This is a genomic window from Bacillus cereus group sp. BfR-BA-01355 (assembly GCF_022663675.1).
GTDB lineage: Bacteria > Bacillota > Bacilli > Bacillales > Bacillaceae_G > Bacillus_A > Bacillus_A thuringiensis_S.
In genome coordinates this window covers 1-15,963 of record NZ_JAKUFY010000032.1, presented here as the reverse complement: position 1 = coordinate 15,963, position 15,963 = coordinate 1, and the positions used below count along the sequence as shown (strand labels likewise).

The window sequence follows — 15,963 nt, the reverse complement described above, 5'->3', positions numbered from 1 at the left end:
GCTCACATTCCTTTTAATAACACATTCGTATCACTTTTCAAACCTAAATTACATTATGTTTCTTTCCATACAGCATATAATTCTTCTTAATCTAAAAAAATCCTTTATGAAAAAGGATTTCTTTTACTTCTGAATGCTTTTTAACCATTTTTCAAAAATTTGTACCATCCCATGTTTTCCAGCTAATTTCTCTTCCCCTTGTTTCGTCTTATATGGATATAACTGCAAGAAAACACCGCATCCAGACTCAATTTTTTTACTATGCATATGGCTTCCTGGATATACACAAATGACTTCATAAATTGACCTTCGATAATAGACTCGCTTTCCATCCTGTTCTTCTACATACTTTATAGACCAGTACTTATACATTTGCTCAGTTGCTTTTGTATTTCCGACATGCTGAAAAATATTGTACATTGGACTGTATTTCACTTCAATAATAATAGAAGATTTATATACGTAGTTCCCATCTTCTTTTACATAACAGTCTAAGCGAATATCTGGCTTCTTCGTATCCTCACCATTGTAAAAATTACTACCTTTACTTAATGCAATAAGAGGATGTGTTTCAATTAAATCATTAAATGCGACATGCACCTTTATATCATCTCGTTCTAAAACTACTGTCGTTCCATCTTGTAATCCATCTACATAAAAATGTTCTTGTATTTGTTCACGAATTGAGTTTCTAGCCTCAAAACCAATTTGCTCTAAAATTGAAATAACGATAAAAAAAGCGTAATATTCATACACTAAAAACGTTGGCTTATAAACAAATAATAACGATGGAGATTGATCCGTATATTGCGGGAGTACTTCTAAATGATGTAGTAATTGTTGATGTGGTATCGGTAAATCATGTAAGTTCATGTTACTTGTTTCAGTAACTTCCCTCCAAAACGAAGAGTGCATTAACATTTGAAAGTATTGTACATTTTCATGCACGATATGCGCCAATATTTTATATTCTTGTATTTTCATTGAGCTCTTTCGTAAATCGGCTTCTTTTAGTAAATGTATATTTTTATATTTTTGCTTCTCTCTATCGGTTACCGATCCATTTCGCTCAATTGTTTGTATAATCGTTTTTACGGCTTGAAACTCTTCTGATTTTTTCTTTTTTTCTCTTTCTAAGATTTCAATTGTTTGACGTAAAAAACTTTTAGCTTCAATTAAATAATGATAAAATTGCATCGCTTTATATTTAAGAAATGCATTTTCCTTACTATTTTTTTGTTCCATAAACTTACGATTATAATGTTTGGCATAAGGTTTTCTTTCTGCCACTATAGTTCCTCTTCTTGTTGGCTTTCGCTCTTTTCCTTCCCATTTATATGCATTTATAAATTTTGAACTTGATTCTATTTTCTTAAAGATTTGCTTTATCATTTTCATTTTTTGGGGTAACTTTCTAAGCAACACTAAATAAGAAGAATCCTCAATATCGCTAAGTGCAGAGAAAGTCTTTTTATAATAACCTCTATCCAAAATCAACTCATTTAAAATTGACTTCACATAGTCTTGAATCATTTCAAATTGATCATCAAAAAAGTTTTTCGGTACGATTTGAAAAGCGCCATAATACGTTGTATCTTCTATGCGCACTTCAAAATGGTATAAACCGCAGCGCCATGGATAAAAGAATTCTGTTTTCCCATGTTCATATATTAATACTCTTTGTTTTTTTTCATTTATTTCATATTGAGCCTCTTTTATATTTTTCTGTCCCTCATATACTTTATTCCATATAAAAGTAATATTCATTGGGATTTCATAATTATACTGCAATCTAATTGGTTTTAATTCTTGTACTTTATAAATACATTGAACCAATGCTGTAGTAGATGTACAAAGACGATTTAATAAAATATAATCTCCTTTCCCCTCATTTCCAATGATTAACTTTAATACAAAAGGGAGCGTTTCATTCGTATCAACGATTTTTGTTTCGTAACGCCCTTCATTTTGCATATCCATACAGCTCCAGTTCCCTACGTTTTTCTCGTATATATGCTAAAGAATGTTCAAATGTAGATACTCTGTTTGCAAGTGCAGATTGCAAAAGAGGTACTAAGGTCGCTCCCCTTTTTGCTTCTTCAGAAAGTAAAGACCCAACCATCATTTCGGTCCCTCTGATTTTCGTTAATACACGCTGCTTTATTTGTAAATCAAACCCCTCTTCTCTACTGATCATATAGGTATGGTTATTTTGGAACGGTATGTTTTGCAAATAAGTCGCAATTGCATTTGCACATCGGAAAGAAATTCCCTTAGACGCATCATGTGATGACAATACGACATGCAACTTATCTAATAGCTCTAATTCTTCTTCAGAAAACACTTCAATCATCGCTTTATTTCTCATCCAATTTATCCGAAATTCTCCCGCTGTTACTTTCAAAGGTGGGTGTAATACGACTTTCCCCTGTTCCATGCCCATCTCACAAAACGGAATTTTCTGTAACGTTATTAGGTTCGTTCGGTCTAATAATCGATCGGAGAGCTCTTTCGTTGTTTCATCAAAATTCACAGTACCTACAAATATAATATTTTCTCCAATTTCAATTGTTGATGGAATTGAATTCTCAATGTCCTGAACACCCTCATACAAGTTTAAAATACGATTTTTTGTTTCAAGTTGAAGAACAGAGAGAAATGGAGTAAACCAATGCTCAATATGAGACATGTTCATTTCATCAAAAACGATTATATACAGTTGATTTTGATTTTCTTTCGCCTTCATTAACGTCCTAACTAACTTCGTTTCACTTTCAATAAAAGTACCATTCGGATGAAGGTAACCAAGTAAATCATGTGGTTCTTGATACGATGGCGAAATTGGAATCCAAACCAATTCCTCCCCATACTGTAACCCTAATGCTTCTGCATAAGTTTGCACAAAACGTGATTTCCCAACGCCCGGTATACCACCAAGAATCGTTAACATATTTGTTTTTACACTTATATGGAAATTATAAATATCCGTTTCATCCAAATATAGCCCTTTATTATGCACCATACTTTGTACATACTGTAAAAAGGACGATTCACGCTCATCCCATTCCCATTCCTCTTTTTGCACTTTTATATCCTCTACTTCAACTATCTTACCTTCTTCATGCATTCGTTTTTTTAATTGCTCATACACATGATCACTTACAAAATATAATTGATCTTCTACCGCTATTTCTACATACTTCGTCCAGTCACTGCAGTTTATATATTTACATTCCCGTTTCTGTTCAAAATATGCGATTGAGCTAATTGATGACTTTAAGGATATGTTTCCATACAGTCTTCCATCATGCCACAATAATTCGGGAGGCTCAAAGTCTTTCGGAAATTTTGGCATAAGAAATGATAAATAACCGTTGCTAAGTTTTCGTTCTAAAGACTCTCTTTTTTTATTATTTGTAACTTTAGGTGCAGGAATCATTTTATAGCTGCTTGCTATTTCTTTCGGTTCTTCTGTACATATTAACTCCACGTATACATTTCCTCTTTCATAATAAAGACGAAACATCACTAATTGCTTTTCTAATTTCCTCTTCTTTAATTCCGAAAAGATTTTTTCATTCTTTTTATTACTACATACCCCTTCAAATACATATGGTTCATTTGCAAATTGTTCCTGTAAAGTGAATGGTATTGGCGATAAGCATTGTACAAAGAAATTCTCTCCACTCTTCTCTTTCTCTGCTTTTGTAAATTTCCCTAAAAATCTCATATAGTACATTCGTTTTATAAAACTTGGCTGAAGAGCTTTATGTAATCTCACCTTAGTCACCTTCTTTTTTCATACTATTCTTAGTGTATGAAAGAAACGAAAAACTAGAAATAAAAAACCTGACGTTATCCGCCAGGTTCAAAATTAAAACGTATATTAATGAGAAGGAAATGCTTTTTTCTCTTGTAAAATTGCATTATGAGCAATTTTCATTTTAGCAAGTACGTAACGTAATCGATCTTCAGCATTTTCATCTTTACTTTTTTGTAATTCCGCCAAATTTTCAACAGAACTTGCTAAATTTTCAATGACTCCTCTCAATTCAGGATGATGATTAAAAAAAGATTCTTGCACTAATACTTTCCTTAACTCACTAGCTAAATCAATTATTCTAGACAACTGTTCTTTTTCTTCCATTCTCATCCCTCCTGAATATCTTATGTAGTAAATATTCTCTAAACAAAGAAAAAAGCCCTTTAAATAAAAAGGACTTTTTACATTTTTATATTTCCAGTTAATAACATATACAGTGATGTGATAGCCGCAACAATAATTGCCCACATCACATATCTCTCTGCACCTGCAAAACAACGGTTCCCTTGTTCTTTTCTTGCAAACGTGTAAACAATAATTCCAATTCCATACACAATTGAAACTAGTAGTAAATTCTTTAAACCAGCTGCATAAAGAAGCCATACAGAGTAAATCGAAGCAATTAAAGCTAACGCTCCATTTTTTAATTTAGCGTCTTTTAGCTCGTTTGTAATGACTAATTTTAATTGGAATAACGCTGATAATAAATATGGTAATAAAATTGATGTTGATGCAATGAAATACATAATTTGATATGTTGATTCTGAAAACAGAACGATGATAAATATAATTTGAGCAACACCATTTGAAATCCATAATGCCATGTGCGGTGTTTGCTTTTTATTTGTTTTCGTAAAGACTTTTGGAAATACGCCATCTTTTCCTGCTACATGAGAAATTTCAGAAACAAGTAAAAACCAGCCAATTAATGTACCGACAAGTGAAGCAACTAACCCGATATTAATCGCACCTGCCCCCCATGGACCAACAACATGCTCTAATACATGTCCCATTGACGGAGTTTCTAACACAGAAAGTTCGCCTCTTGTCATAGCTCCCATTGATAGGACAGAAATTAAAATATAAATGGACATTACTAAAATAAGCCCCATTACTGTTGCCTTACCAACGTCTCGGCTATTTTTCGCTCTTCCAGATAATACAACCGCTCCTTCAACTCCAATGAAAACCCAAAGTGTTACAAGCATTGTATTTTTCACTTGACCAAGTATAGCGGAAACTGAGATTGTTCCTTCCCCCCAAAAATCATGTGTAAATGTGTCCCAGCGAAATGCTGTTACCATTACAGCGATAAATAGTACGATTGGAACTAACTTTCCTATTGTTGCGATAACATTCATAATAGAAGCTTCACGAATTCCAAATAAAATTAGAAAGTGAAGTGTCCATAATAAAAGTGATGCCCCAACGATTGACGCAACATTATTTCCTCCTTTAAAAATTGGGAAGAAATAACCTAATGTACTAAACAGTAACATAATTGTTGCGACATTACCTAAGATTCCTGCTAGCCAATATCCCCAAGCACTATTAAACCCAATATATTCACCGAAACCAGCACGTGCATAACTATAAATTCCACCTTCAAGTTCCGGTTTTTGTCTTGCTAACGTTTGATATACGAGCGCAAGTGGAATCATTCCCATCGCTGTAATACACCAGCCAATTATTATTGCGCCACTGTTTGCTCCTACTGCTAAATCATGCGGTAAACTAAAAACACCGCCACCAACCATCGTTCCAACTACTAATGCGATTAATGGAAAGAATCCTAATTTCTTTTCTATTTGTACCACCCCATCTGTCATTCTAGGTGTTATGTTCGTTCAACTATTAAAGTCACCTTTTTCTCTAATAGACGTTTCTCTTATATTTTTTCAGGAAAACATTACTTATTCTAAAAGAAAATGAACAAAAATGGAATACTTTTTTGAAAAAATGTATAAGTATGCACAAAAAAACCGCTCATTTTGTAATGAACGGTCATTTCAAACATATAAATTTGTATATTTCTTGTAAATTTAACGAAGTAAATTCTCTTTTTGTAAAAATTGTTTTGCGACTTCTTCACTACTTTTACCATTCACATTAACTTCATAATTCATTTTTCGCATTTCTTCATCTGTAATCTTTCCAGATAATTTATTTAATACCTTTTCAAGTTCAGGATATTTCTGTAACGTTTCTTTTCTTAATAATGGTGCTCCTTGATAAGGTGGGAATAACCCTTTATCATCTTTTAGCACTTTTAGTCCGTATTGCTCCAATTCACTATCTGTTGAATATGCATCAATTACGTTAACATCTCCAGATTGAATTGCGCTATAACGCAGCTTCGGCTCCATCGTTTTAACATTCGAGAACTTATAGTTATATAATTTTTGCATTCCTTTATAACCATCTTCACGATCAGCAAATTCCAATGTAAATCCTACTTTGGCTTCCTGCGCAACATTCCCTAAATCAGAAATAGTATTTATATTCTTTTGATCTGCTATTTTTTTCGGCATGGCTAGTGCATATGTATTGTTATACTCCATTGGCATCAACATAATCATATTATATTTCTTTTCCAGTCCAACGCGAGCCTGCTCATATACTTCATCACGATTTGTACTCTTTGGTTCTTCTTTCACGAAAGTAGATAGCGCTGTTCCTGAAAATTCTGGGTACACATCTACTTCACCTGATTTCAACGCTTCAAATACAAATGCTGTTTTCCCAAGACCTGGTTTTAATTGTACGTGTAAATCGGTATCTTGTTCAATAAGCTGCTTATACATTTGAATTAAAATTTCAGGTTCTGATCCAAGTTTGCCCGCAATAACAATATCTTTCTTTTCTGTACTCCAAAGAAATGGAGAAGCAATCATTACTACAACTATACATATCGTCAGTATAACACGCTTAGAAGAGCGTTTCGGTCGTTCAAGTATGCGAAGTACTATATCAAAGAATAAAGCGAGTAACGCGGCTGGTACGGCCCCTAAAATGATAAGTGCATGATCATTTCGATCTATACCTAATAATATAAGCTTACCTAGCCCACCAGCACCAATGAGAGCTGCTAATGTAGCCGTTCCAACAATTAATACCATCGCTGTACGAATACCGGCCATAATGATAGGCAATGCAAGAGGAAGTTCTACCTTCCACAACCTTCTCCAACTATTCATCCCCATAGCTCTCGCGGCTTCTATTAGTGATTCATCTAATTCCCTTATTCCTGTATATGTATTTCGTAAAATAGGTAATAGTGCATACACAACTAATGCGATAATCGCTGGAAGTTTTCCGATTCCTACTAACGGAATTAATAGTCCAAGTAATGCAAGTGATGGCACTGTCTGCATTACCGCAGAAGTTCCTATTATAAATTCAGCCATTCGTTCTTTTCTTGTTAATAAAATGCCAAGTGGCACCGCTATAATTACTGCAAAAAATAATGAAATAAGCGATATTTGTAAATGCTCACTTAATGCAGTTAGTAATTCTATTTTTCGTTCTTGGAACGTTTGTATAAAATTAGTCACTGTTTAACCTCTTTCCTTCATTTGTTCAACAATGTAATTGACAATATGACGACTTGTTAACGCTCCAATATATTGACCGTTTTCTTCAACTGGAACGACCTCCTCGTCACGCACACGAACTAGCGCTTCTTCTAAAGAAGAATGTAATGATAGTGCCTGCCCTTCTAATTGCACACTTTGATCAAGCGGCAATACATCTGCTACACTTTTCTCCTCATACCAAGTTCGTCCACGATTTCCAATGAACTCCTCTACAAATTCATTTTTCGGATTATGTATAATTCCTTCTGGTGTATCTAGTTGAACAACTTTTCCTTCTTTCATAATACAAATGCGATCTCCAAGTGATAATGCTTCTTGCATATCATGTGTTACGAACACGATTGTTTTTTGAATCTTTTTTTGCAACTGTACAATATCCTTCTGAAGCTGTTCCCTACTTAATGGATCTAACGCACTAAATGGTTCATCCATAAGAACGATTTTCGGGTTTGCGGCTAATGCTCGCACGACACCGACACGTTGTTTTTGTCCTCCTGACAATTCATCAGGCATACGATCTCGATATATATCCGGATCTAATCCAACCATATGTAACAAGTCATCGACGCGTGCTTTTATTTCCTTTTTGCTCCATTGCCTCATTTCAGGAACAACTGCAATATTTTCAGCGATTGTCATATGAGGAAACAAAGCAATCTGTTGCAACACGTATCCTATATCCCAACGTAATTCGTTTATATTATATTGTTGAATATCTTTTCCATCGATTAAAATCGACCCTTCAGTCGTTTCGATTAAACGATTAATCATCTTCATTGTCGTTGTTTTCCCGCAACCACTCGGACCGATGAGAACAAAAAATTCTCCCTTTTTAATTTCTAAATGCAATGAATCCACTGCTTTCGTGCCATCTTCATACGATTTTGACACATGATTAAATTGAATCACAAATACAACTCCTTTACTGTTGTTTCCTTTATTTTGATGGAATATGGCATTCATTTCAAATGATACGCTTTTAAATTAAAAAAGAGCTCGCATTTGAGCTCTAACGATCGAACAATATTGTTTTCATAATAGCAGCATATTCGCGAACATACATTTTTCTCTTAGAACGAATTGGTGTTTCAGCAGCTAGTGCCTCCATCTTCATGCCTAAACGCTTTGCAATTATTTTCGTTCGATATAAATGATACGTATTACTTACAACTACCGCATGTTTCACATTATATAAATCCATACTAAACTTTAAGTTTTCATACGTATTTGTAGATTGATCTTCTATTAAAATACGACTCTCATCTATACCATGTACCATTAAATAGTTTCTCATGCTGTGAGCTTCCGATATATCTTCATCTTCTCCTTGACCACCTGAAACAATTACTTTCGCTTCAGGATGGGAAAATAAATACTCCAACGCTACATCCAAACGATTTTGAAGAGATAAAGACGGTCTATCTCCAAATAACTTTGCACCCAGTATAAGAACGTACGGAGAGTGATAGCTCAATTTTTCACGAGCAACTTTGTTCATTCGAAACGTCATATAAATGATGTATAGTGGCGGTAATAATAAAATTATAAGAAAGATCCATTTGTTCATAAATAAGTATTCACTCCCTTTCTTTTGATTATATAGAAAAAGAAAGGGAGGCAGAAGTGTTTTTTCAAACGATTGATTTATTAGAAACATGCGCCGCTACTTTACGTTGTGATAGTACATAATAAATAGCGATTCCTAATGAGAAGATCAATATGCAGCTTAATACGTAAAACGGCAGCATGACTCCGACTTTAGATACACCCGCTGTAAACAACATTAATAATAAAATTCGTATTCCAGTACCAATTAGGCGAAATAAGCTGTCTACACGTCCCATTACTTCGTTTGGAATTTCCTCCATCATCAATACATTTCTCGCCACTCTTGTACCCGCATTTCCAACTGCATGAAAAATTGCAAGTCCATATAAGAAAATTACGGAAGGTTCAATAATCATTACGGTAATTGAAATTACATAAATGAACATCGTCATAACGATTGAAACTTCTGTTTTTACATATTTCATTATGAGTGGAATACAGATTCCTGCAACAACCGCTCCAACACCGTACATCATCCCCTCTATTGCGTATACAAAGGCATTGACTTTAAGTATATCCGAAATATAAACTGGTATTAAATAATTTGCCATCATAACACCTATAAACGGCATATAAGTGGCCAGTAAGAACCAAAAGAGCTTAGGACGTTTTTTCATAAAGTGAATTCCTTCAAACAATTGCTTCTTAAATATTATTTTTCTTTTCACTTCTTTTTTCTTTACGTACGGTATACATAAGAAAAGAAAAAATGCTCCAGCAAAAGTTAACATGTCTACTAACAAAATCCACTTCAAAGATACAATTTCAATTAAGAAGCTCGCGGCCGCTCCAGAAATAACTTGTGTTAACTGTCCTTGTATTTCCATCGTTCCACTTAAACTTTTATAATGTTCCGCTTGAAATATCTCTTGGTTGAACGCAAATATTGTAGGATAAAATAATAAATAGTAGAATGATCCGGCTATATAAATAAGAATATAGTGAATAGAATGATAAGGTTGCCCCGCAAATCCCCATATAACCATTATTCCAATTACGGCAATTCCGATTCCTTCGTTACATAGCAATAAAGATTTTCTTGAAAAACGATCAATACTTTGCCCAATGAGTGGTGTTAATAAAAACATAATGAGGGTTGCAATGATAGAAACATAACCAAACGTTGTCTCTCCTCCACTCTCTTTAATTAACAGCCACGGAATCGTTATCATAACAATTCCGGAACCAATAGCAGATAGACTATTGGCCCCTAGAATGTAATACAAGCGAGAATCATGATAAAGTGAGGACATATCACTCCACTCCTAGTTGCTTTTTCACCTCTTTATATACGCTCATATATGCTTTTAATTCTTTAACTACATCATGAATTAATGGTTTGGCATCTTCCCCAAGTTCACCATCTTGCACATGTAATCCATCAAGCACAACTTGTTTTGGAATTGCATTTGCATAAACACCTCTAGCGACCGTTCGCATGCTGTTTAATGCATTTATTCCACCTTTACCGCCACCAGCAACCGCTAACAACGCAACTGGTTTATGAATAAATTCACTACTACTTAAGTAATCTAAAGAGTTTTTCAGCGCACCGCTCATCGCATTATGATATTCTGGTGTACATAATACAACCCCATCCGCAGCTTTCACTAACGTTTTCAATTTTTTTACTGCCTCTAAATCACGTTGTGACTCTTCTCCATTGTATAAAGGTAACTCCTCAATTGCTAAATCATATAATTCCCCTTCAAATTGATCCGCAATATATTTTGCCACCACGCGAGTTCTACCAAATTTTCTTGGTGTACCGTTAATAACGACTAGTTTCATGATTATTTCTCCCCTTTGTTTTCAAGTTCTACTTATATATTATCAGAAATTTCTATACAAAACACAATATAAAGAGTTAACTTGTTTCATAAAATAGTATGATAAACAAAAAAGAACTCATACTTTCGTATGAGTTTCGTATAATTACTTTGTTTCATCTCTCAGACTCAATGTACCTAAACTTTCATTTGCTTCAAAATGATTATATGCTTTTTCCGCTAATTTTTTCCGTTCTTCTGGTAATTCTATATATTTCATTACGTTTTCAATTATTTTTTCGTACGGAGTAAATACAATTCCCGGCCACTCTACCTCATCTTCTGGATTACTATTTTCGGAAATAATAAATTTCTTATTTGCGACTGCATAAGACACGCGAGGTGTTTCAAGAATTCCTGATAAGTAAAAATGAATATTTAATATAATTTTAGCTCTAGCAATCAATTCATTTCTAACAATTCCCCACGCATTATTTTTAAAAACTATATTTAAATTCGGGGCAATCGCTTTTAGATGATCAAAAATAGCTTGCCGCCTCGGATTAAGGGCACCTATAAACAGAATATCAATATCTTCAGTAATCTCATCTTCAAATGCATCTTTTTTTATTTCCAAAGTTGGAGCATAGTTCATTTCTACATGTTTTATTTCTTTTCCTACCCCTTTTTGTTTTAGCCATTCTATATTTTGTTTACTATAATCCCAAATCACTCTATCTTTTAATAATATTAAATAAAGGGGGTGCGCATATGGACTTCCTTCGTATAGCTGTTCTAAATTATAAATAATTGCATCTTTCGGAAGAAGATTCGGGTTATATGCGTATGTATGTGCTCCAAAAACAACTGTATTCTTTACATTTTCCAGTATTGTTTCTGATATAATTACTGTATTTCCCTCCTGCTCCAACCGCCACTTTAAAGCTCGCGCAACATCTATGAAACTACCGTATGTCTTTGGACATATAAAAAGACAATAATCATATTCTTTATTCAAATAAGCTTCCATTAATTTTAAATTATTTTTATATAAATCTACATCCGGATGTTTAAGTGCTAACTCATTTGCATGTTTTCTTGCTACTTTATATAATCCAGCATAATAAGCAGCGATGCATCTTCTTAATTCGATTCTTTCACGATGTTCATCTAATACATCCATGTTTAAAAGAAGATTTGCGATACAATACGCTTTTAAATGATCACGATCATAATAATAGTCTAGTAGTGGCATCAATTCTTCATACGTATTTCCATGCACCGATTCTCCTAGTTCAATCGCCCATCGCATTAATTCCATGATTACTCCACTACTCCTTTAACCGAAAATGTATTTAATAAAATTTCGCATTATTCTCTACTATATTTGCTATATGAAATGGAATCTCTTCTTTAATCGATTCCAAATACTTTTGCGACACGGCCCCTAAATGTTTTTTATGAGGTATATAGAAAGCACTAATAGAAATTTCATAGTCAAATAAGTAATCATACACATGATAATCTACAAATAGAAGATCATCCTTTGGAAAAGGAATTTCCTTCCCTTGCAGAGCATACATCAAAGCAATATTGTTTTGAGATCGTAATCGATACAACCTTGCAAGTTGGTATAATGGCTCAGCCCGAGTTGGTCTATATTCCCACGCTTTTTGAAAATAAAAAACAGCTAATGCTAAATATTGCTCTTCTTGCCCTTTAACATTTTCTTTTTCATCAGCATCTGTCACTTCATTTTGTTTATTTGCTGAACGATTTGCTAACTGCTCATAACAAAATCCTATTCGCAATAACGAATAGAATACCTCTTCAACCCATCCCCCTGCTTCCACTCGTTTTTTATACCATTTAATCGAATCTTCAAATTGACTTAAATGAAAATAAGTCTGGGCTAAATAAAATAAATATCTTATATGCAAATCTGGCGTTGTTTCTGGGTCATTTATTCCTTGTAACAACAACCTCTCATCTCTTTCAAATTTATCAGCTTTACTCCCCCCATCTCCGGGATCATTCACGACAAGAGTCTCTAACCGATCTACCCTCGTATTGTAATTCGCTCCAACTTTTGAACGATCTATATCCCAATACTCATGAGTAACACCGACAGATTTCCATGGTAAAGAAGCTTTTAATAGACGTGTAAGCCAATATTTAATATGAACATCATATTGCAATGTAAGATAATGATCTTCCGTTAAGCTCGTTTTATCGAAATTCGGATCAACCTCTAAAATCATATCCGCATCTAATATTAATAAATAATCCGCTTCTGGATATGTTTTTTGCGCTAATGAAACTGCTAAGCTTCTGTTATAACCAAAGTTTTTAAACGGCTCATGATGAACTGTCCCAGGTATCTCATTTTCCTTACACCAATTTCCAATAATTTCAGGCGTATTATCCGTCGATCCAGTATCACAAATAGAAACATAATCTACAATTGATTTTGTTGCATTTAAACATCTTTCCATAATTCTAGACTCATTTTTGACGATCATACAAAGACATAACTTTTTTTCTTCCTTTACAGACTTCACTTGCTCATTTCCCATTTAACCACCTCATATTTTATTAACACGCTCTTCTCATATGTAACAACATTTTTTAGCTATACTGATGACATAAGCACCCTTTTACTATTTATGAAAACTTCATTTTATTTATTCTTACTTTTATGTTGGGACATATTTCATGCTTCGCTTTATATTTGATACAATCAATATAAAAAAACATAATACGGGAATCCGTACATTTCAAAGTCTAAGAGGAGGTTATATTTTGTTGGATTACATTTGGCTAGATGACAAATCACCAATTTTAGAACAACTACCAAGAAACTTTAAATCTGCAGCTATATTGCTACATCCTTTTGTCCAAATGCCTTTAGGATGGGAAAAGTCTGTGAGAAAAAGACCATATGAGCACATCTATCCTAGCGCTGAAGAAATCATTCATAATGGGAAGTCCGTTTCTTGGAAGGAAATGATGTCTTGTAGTGGATTACATTCATACGCAGACCTAGCAATGGCCATGTTGACTTCCATTAGTGCCTTTTCAGAAGAATATAAAAGAGAGGATTTAGCTGAAAAGCTACATTCAAACTTAAAAAAAGATTTTTATTATCCAACAGAAGATTATACGTCTATATTTTTATTACACAAATTACTTAAACTCCTCGGTTCTAGAGGTGCAAGAAATCTATATTTCTCTGAACCAATTCTTGATACAAACGGATTATTACAGGTAAATAATACTACTCCATTAGATATTTGGGACATTAGCAATAATGAGTTAATTATTACTGGCGAAGACAATGAGTATGCGTTTATGAGTATATACGATTCCTTTACAACCTTATTATTAGCTAAAGAAGAAAATATAGAATATATTGTTCAATCAATGAATGTTGAAGCTGTCATTTGTGACAACAAAACGATGATTGATTGGTATTTGTAAATTAGTAATTTCTTAAACTATAAAAAAGAAACTTGCGCTTATGCACAAGTTTCTTTTCAAAAACATCCTTATTTTTTTACAACTTCATGTCCACCGAACTGATTACGTAGTGCTGAAACTACTTTTCCATGGAATGTATCATCTTCCTGAGAACGATAGCGCATAAATAATGACATCGCGATTACTGGTGCCGCTGCTTGTAACTCAAGCGCAGTTTCAACAGTCCATTTCCCTTCTCCTGAAGAGTTCATTACACCTTTAATGCCATCAAGTTTAGGATCATCTGCAAATGCTTTTTCAGTTAAGTCCATTAACCAACCGCGGATTACTGATCCGTTCGCCCATACTTTTGCAACATCTTCATAATTGAAATCAAAGTCACTCTTATCTAGTACTTCAAATCCTTCAGCGATTGCTTGCATCATGCCGTACTCAATACCGTTATGAACCATTTTCAAGAAATGACCACTACCAACGCGGCCAGCATAAGAATAGCCATTTTCTACTGCTAAATCTTTAAATAAAGGTTCTAATTGGTCATAAATTTCTTTTTCTCCACCAACCATTAAACAAGCACCGTATCTAGCTCCTTCTACACCGCCAGATGTACCGATATCTACATAATGTAATCCGAAGCTTTTTGCTTCTTCAGCACGGCGTAACGTATCTTTATAGAATGAATTTCCACCTTCAATAACGATATCACCTTCATCTAATAACGGATACACATCTTTTAATACTGACTCTACAACTTCTCCTGCAGGCACCATTACCCAGATCGTACGAGGAGCTTCTAATTCAGCGATCATTTCTTTTAATGTATGACGTGCAGTAATTCCTAGTTTTCCTGCCTTTTCTACAAGCTCTTTATTTACATCGTATACAACTACTTCATGCTTGTCTTCATGTAAGTGTTCAGCTAATGGGAATCCCATTTTTCCTAATCCAATTAAACCTAGTTTCATATTAATCAATCTCCCATTCTATACAAATATATTTAATATCGAAATTAATCCAAGTGCTACAACTGATAGTATAGTCTCCATTGCGGTCCATGTTAATAATGTTTCTTTCACAGTCATTCCGAAATATTCTTTAATCATCCAAAATCCCGAATCATTCACGTGTGATAAAATTAATGACCCTGCGCCTGTTGCAAGTGCTAGTAATTCAACATTTACACCAGGTATACTTGCTGCAATCGGTGCTACAATTCCAGCTGCTGTCATCATAGAAACAGTTGCCGATCCAGTTGCGATTCGGATTAGTGCCGCAATTCCCCACCCTAATAATATCGGTGAAATATGCGATTCTTTCGCCATATCTGCAATTGTCGTTCCAATTCCAGAATCTAATAGTACTTTATTAAATGCGCCGCCTGCACCAATCACTAACAATATGTTTGCAATTGGACCAAGGCAATCATTTGTAAATTGTAATACTTTATCTTTCGAGAAACCTTTTGCATATCCAAGACTAAAGAAAGAGTAAATAGTTGCAATTAATAAAGCGACAATCGGATCTCCAGTAAAGTGTAATACTTGTGCTAGTTGACTCGTTTTATTTAATGCAACTTCTGCTATTGATGCACCAAGCATAAGAAATACTGGAAGTAAAATTGTAAACAATGTATTCCCAAAGCTAGGAAGCTCTTTTTTATTATCTTTTTCAGCAAATTGCTCCGCTA

Annotated in this window: 14 protein-coding genes; 1 reads left to right on the top strand and 13 read right to left on the bottom strand. The window is 34.1% G+C overall.

Going from position 1 to position 15,963, the window contains the following annotated elements; all coding sequences use genetic code 11:
• Positions 1–123: 123 nt before the first annotated feature.
• The 11 genes from MR167_RS13165 to MR167_RS13115 form a co-directional block, all read right to left on the bottom strand.
• Positions 124–1,974, bottom strand: coding sequence for a hypothetical protein (locus MR167_RS13165; protein ID WP_002162815.1), 1,851 nt, complete (start codon positions 1,972–1,974; stop codon positions 124–126).
• Positions 1,964–3,781 carry an AAA family ATPase gene (locus tag MR167_RS13160; RefSeq protein ID WP_001236574.1) on the bottom strand — a complete coding sequence of 606 codons (1,818 nt, stop codon included), beginning with the start codon at positions 3,779–3,781 and terminating at the stop codon, positions 1,964–1,966. The genes MR167_RS13165 and MR167_RS13160 overlap by 11 nt, the downstream gene beginning before the upstream one ends.
• 105 nt (positions 3,782–3,886) lie before the next feature.
• Positions 3,887–4,147 (bottom strand): hypothetical protein, encoded by a 261-nt coding sequence (locus MR167_RS13155; protein ID WP_000391447.1) that lies wholly within the window; start codon positions 4,145–4,147, stop codon positions 3,887–3,889.
• Positions 4,148–4,224: 77 nt separating this feature from the next.
• The gene (locus MR167_RS13150) at positions 4,225–5,652 is read right to left on the bottom strand and encodes a basic amino acid/polyamine antiporter (RefSeq protein ID WP_000129439.1); all 1,428 of its coding nucleotides are present in this window, start codon (positions 5,650–5,652) and stop codon (positions 4,225–4,227) included.
• A 213-nt stretch (positions 5,653–5,865) separates the two neighbouring features.
• A complete protein-coding gene (locus MR167_RS13145; RefSeq protein WP_000181021.1) occupies positions 5,866–7,377 on the bottom strand; it encodes an ABC transporter permease/substrate-binding protein in 1,512 nt (503 codons plus the stop codon).
• A gap of 3 nt (positions 7,378–7,380) precedes the next feature.
• Entirely contained in the window at positions 7,381–8,328 is a 948-nt protein-coding gene (locus tag MR167_RS13140; RefSeq protein ID WP_000614075.1) for an ABC transporter ATP-binding protein, read from the bottom strand.
• 100 nt (positions 8,329–8,428) lie between these two features.
• Positions 8,429–8,986, bottom strand: a complete 558-nt coding sequence (locus MR167_RS13135; protein WP_014895232.1) for a YdcF family protein — start codon at positions 8,984–8,986, stop codon at positions 8,429–8,431.
• Positions 8,987–9,050: 64 nt separating this feature from the next.
• On the bottom strand, positions 9,051–10,280 hold the full coding sequence (locus MR167_RS13130; protein WP_016077771.1) for an MFS transporter: 1,230 nt from the start codon (positions 10,278–10,280) through the stop codon (positions 9,051–9,053).
• A 1-nt stretch (position 10,281) separates the two neighbouring features.
• Positions 10,282–10,818 (bottom strand): NADPH-dependent FMN reductase, encoded by a 537-nt coding sequence (locus MR167_RS13125; protein WP_000780355.1) that lies wholly within the window; start codon positions 10,816–10,818, stop codon positions 10,282–10,284.
• Positions 10,819–10,962: 144 nt separating this feature from the next.
• A complete protein-coding gene (locus MR167_RS13120; protein WP_000422331.1) occupies positions 10,963–12,117 on the bottom strand; it encodes a CgeB family protein in 1,155 nt (384 codons plus the stop codon).
• A gap of 34 nt (positions 12,118–12,151) precedes the next feature.
• A complete protein-coding gene (locus MR167_RS13115; protein ID WP_000526233.1) occupies positions 12,152–13,372 on the bottom strand; it encodes a glycosyltransferase in 1,221 nt (406 codons plus the stop codon).
• A gap of 139 nt (positions 13,373–13,511) precedes the next feature.
• Between MR167_RS13115 and MR167_RS13110 the strand changes: the two genes are divergently transcribed.
• A complete protein-coding gene (locus MR167_RS13110; protein ID WP_016098471.1) occupies positions 13,512–14,276 on the top strand; it encodes a DUF2711 domain-containing protein in 765 nt (254 codons plus the stop codon).
• Between the two features lie 68 nt (positions 14,277–14,344).
• Here MR167_RS13110 and gnd read toward each other — a convergent pair whose 3' ends face one another.
• Entirely contained in the window at positions 14,345–15,241 is an 897-nt protein-coding gene (gene gnd, locus MR167_RS13105; RefSeq protein WP_000765981.1) for a phosphogluconate dehydrogenase (NAD(+)-dependent, decarboxylating), read from the bottom strand.
• Positions 15,242–15,259: 18 nt separating this feature from the next.
• Positions 15,260–15,963: GntP family permease (locus MR167_RS13100; RefSeq protein ID WP_242314796.1), on the bottom strand; the 704-nt coding region annotated here is incomplete at its 5' end.

Excerpts from the sequence above, each read along its gene's own strand:
- MR167_RS13165 (WP_002162815.1), bottom strand. The coding sequence starts at position 1,974 with ATGCAAAATGAAGGGCGTTACGAAACAAAAATCGTTGATACGAATGAA.
- MR167_RS13155 (WP_000391447.1), bottom strand. The coding sequence starts at position 4,147 with ATGGAAGAAAAAGAACAGTTGTCTAGAATAATTGATTTAGCTAGTGAG.
- MR167_RS13150 (WP_000129439.1), bottom strand. The coding sequence starts at position 5,652 with ATGACAGATGGGGTGGTACAAATAGAAAAGAAATTAGGATTCTTTCCA.
- MR167_RS13135 (WP_014895232.1), bottom strand. The coding sequence starts at position 8,986 with ATGAACAAATGGATCTTTCTTATAATTTTATTATTACCGCCACTATAC.
- MR167_RS13130 (WP_016077771.1), bottom strand. The coding sequence starts at position 10,280 with ATGTCCTCACTTTATCATGATTCTCGCTTGTATTACATTCTAGGGGCC.
- MR167_RS13125 (WP_000780355.1), bottom strand. The coding sequence starts at position 10,818 with ATGAAACTAGTCGTTATTAACGGTACACCAAGAAAATTTGGTAGAACT.
- MR167_RS13120 (WP_000422331.1), bottom strand. The coding sequence starts at position 12,117 with ATGGAATTAATGCGATGGGCGATTGAACTAGGAGAATCGGTGCATGGA.
- MR167_RS13115 (WP_000526233.1), bottom strand. The coding sequence starts at position 13,372 with ATGGGAAATGAGCAAGTGAAGTCTGTAAAGGAAGAAAAAAAGTTATGT.
- MR167_RS13110 (WP_016098471.1), top strand. The coding sequence starts at position 13,512 with ATGCTTCGCTTTATATTTGATACAATCAATATAAAAAAACATAATACG.
- gnd (WP_000765981.1), bottom strand. The coding sequence starts at position 15,241 with ATGAAACTAGGTTTAATTGGATTAGGAAAAATGGGATTCCCATTAGCT.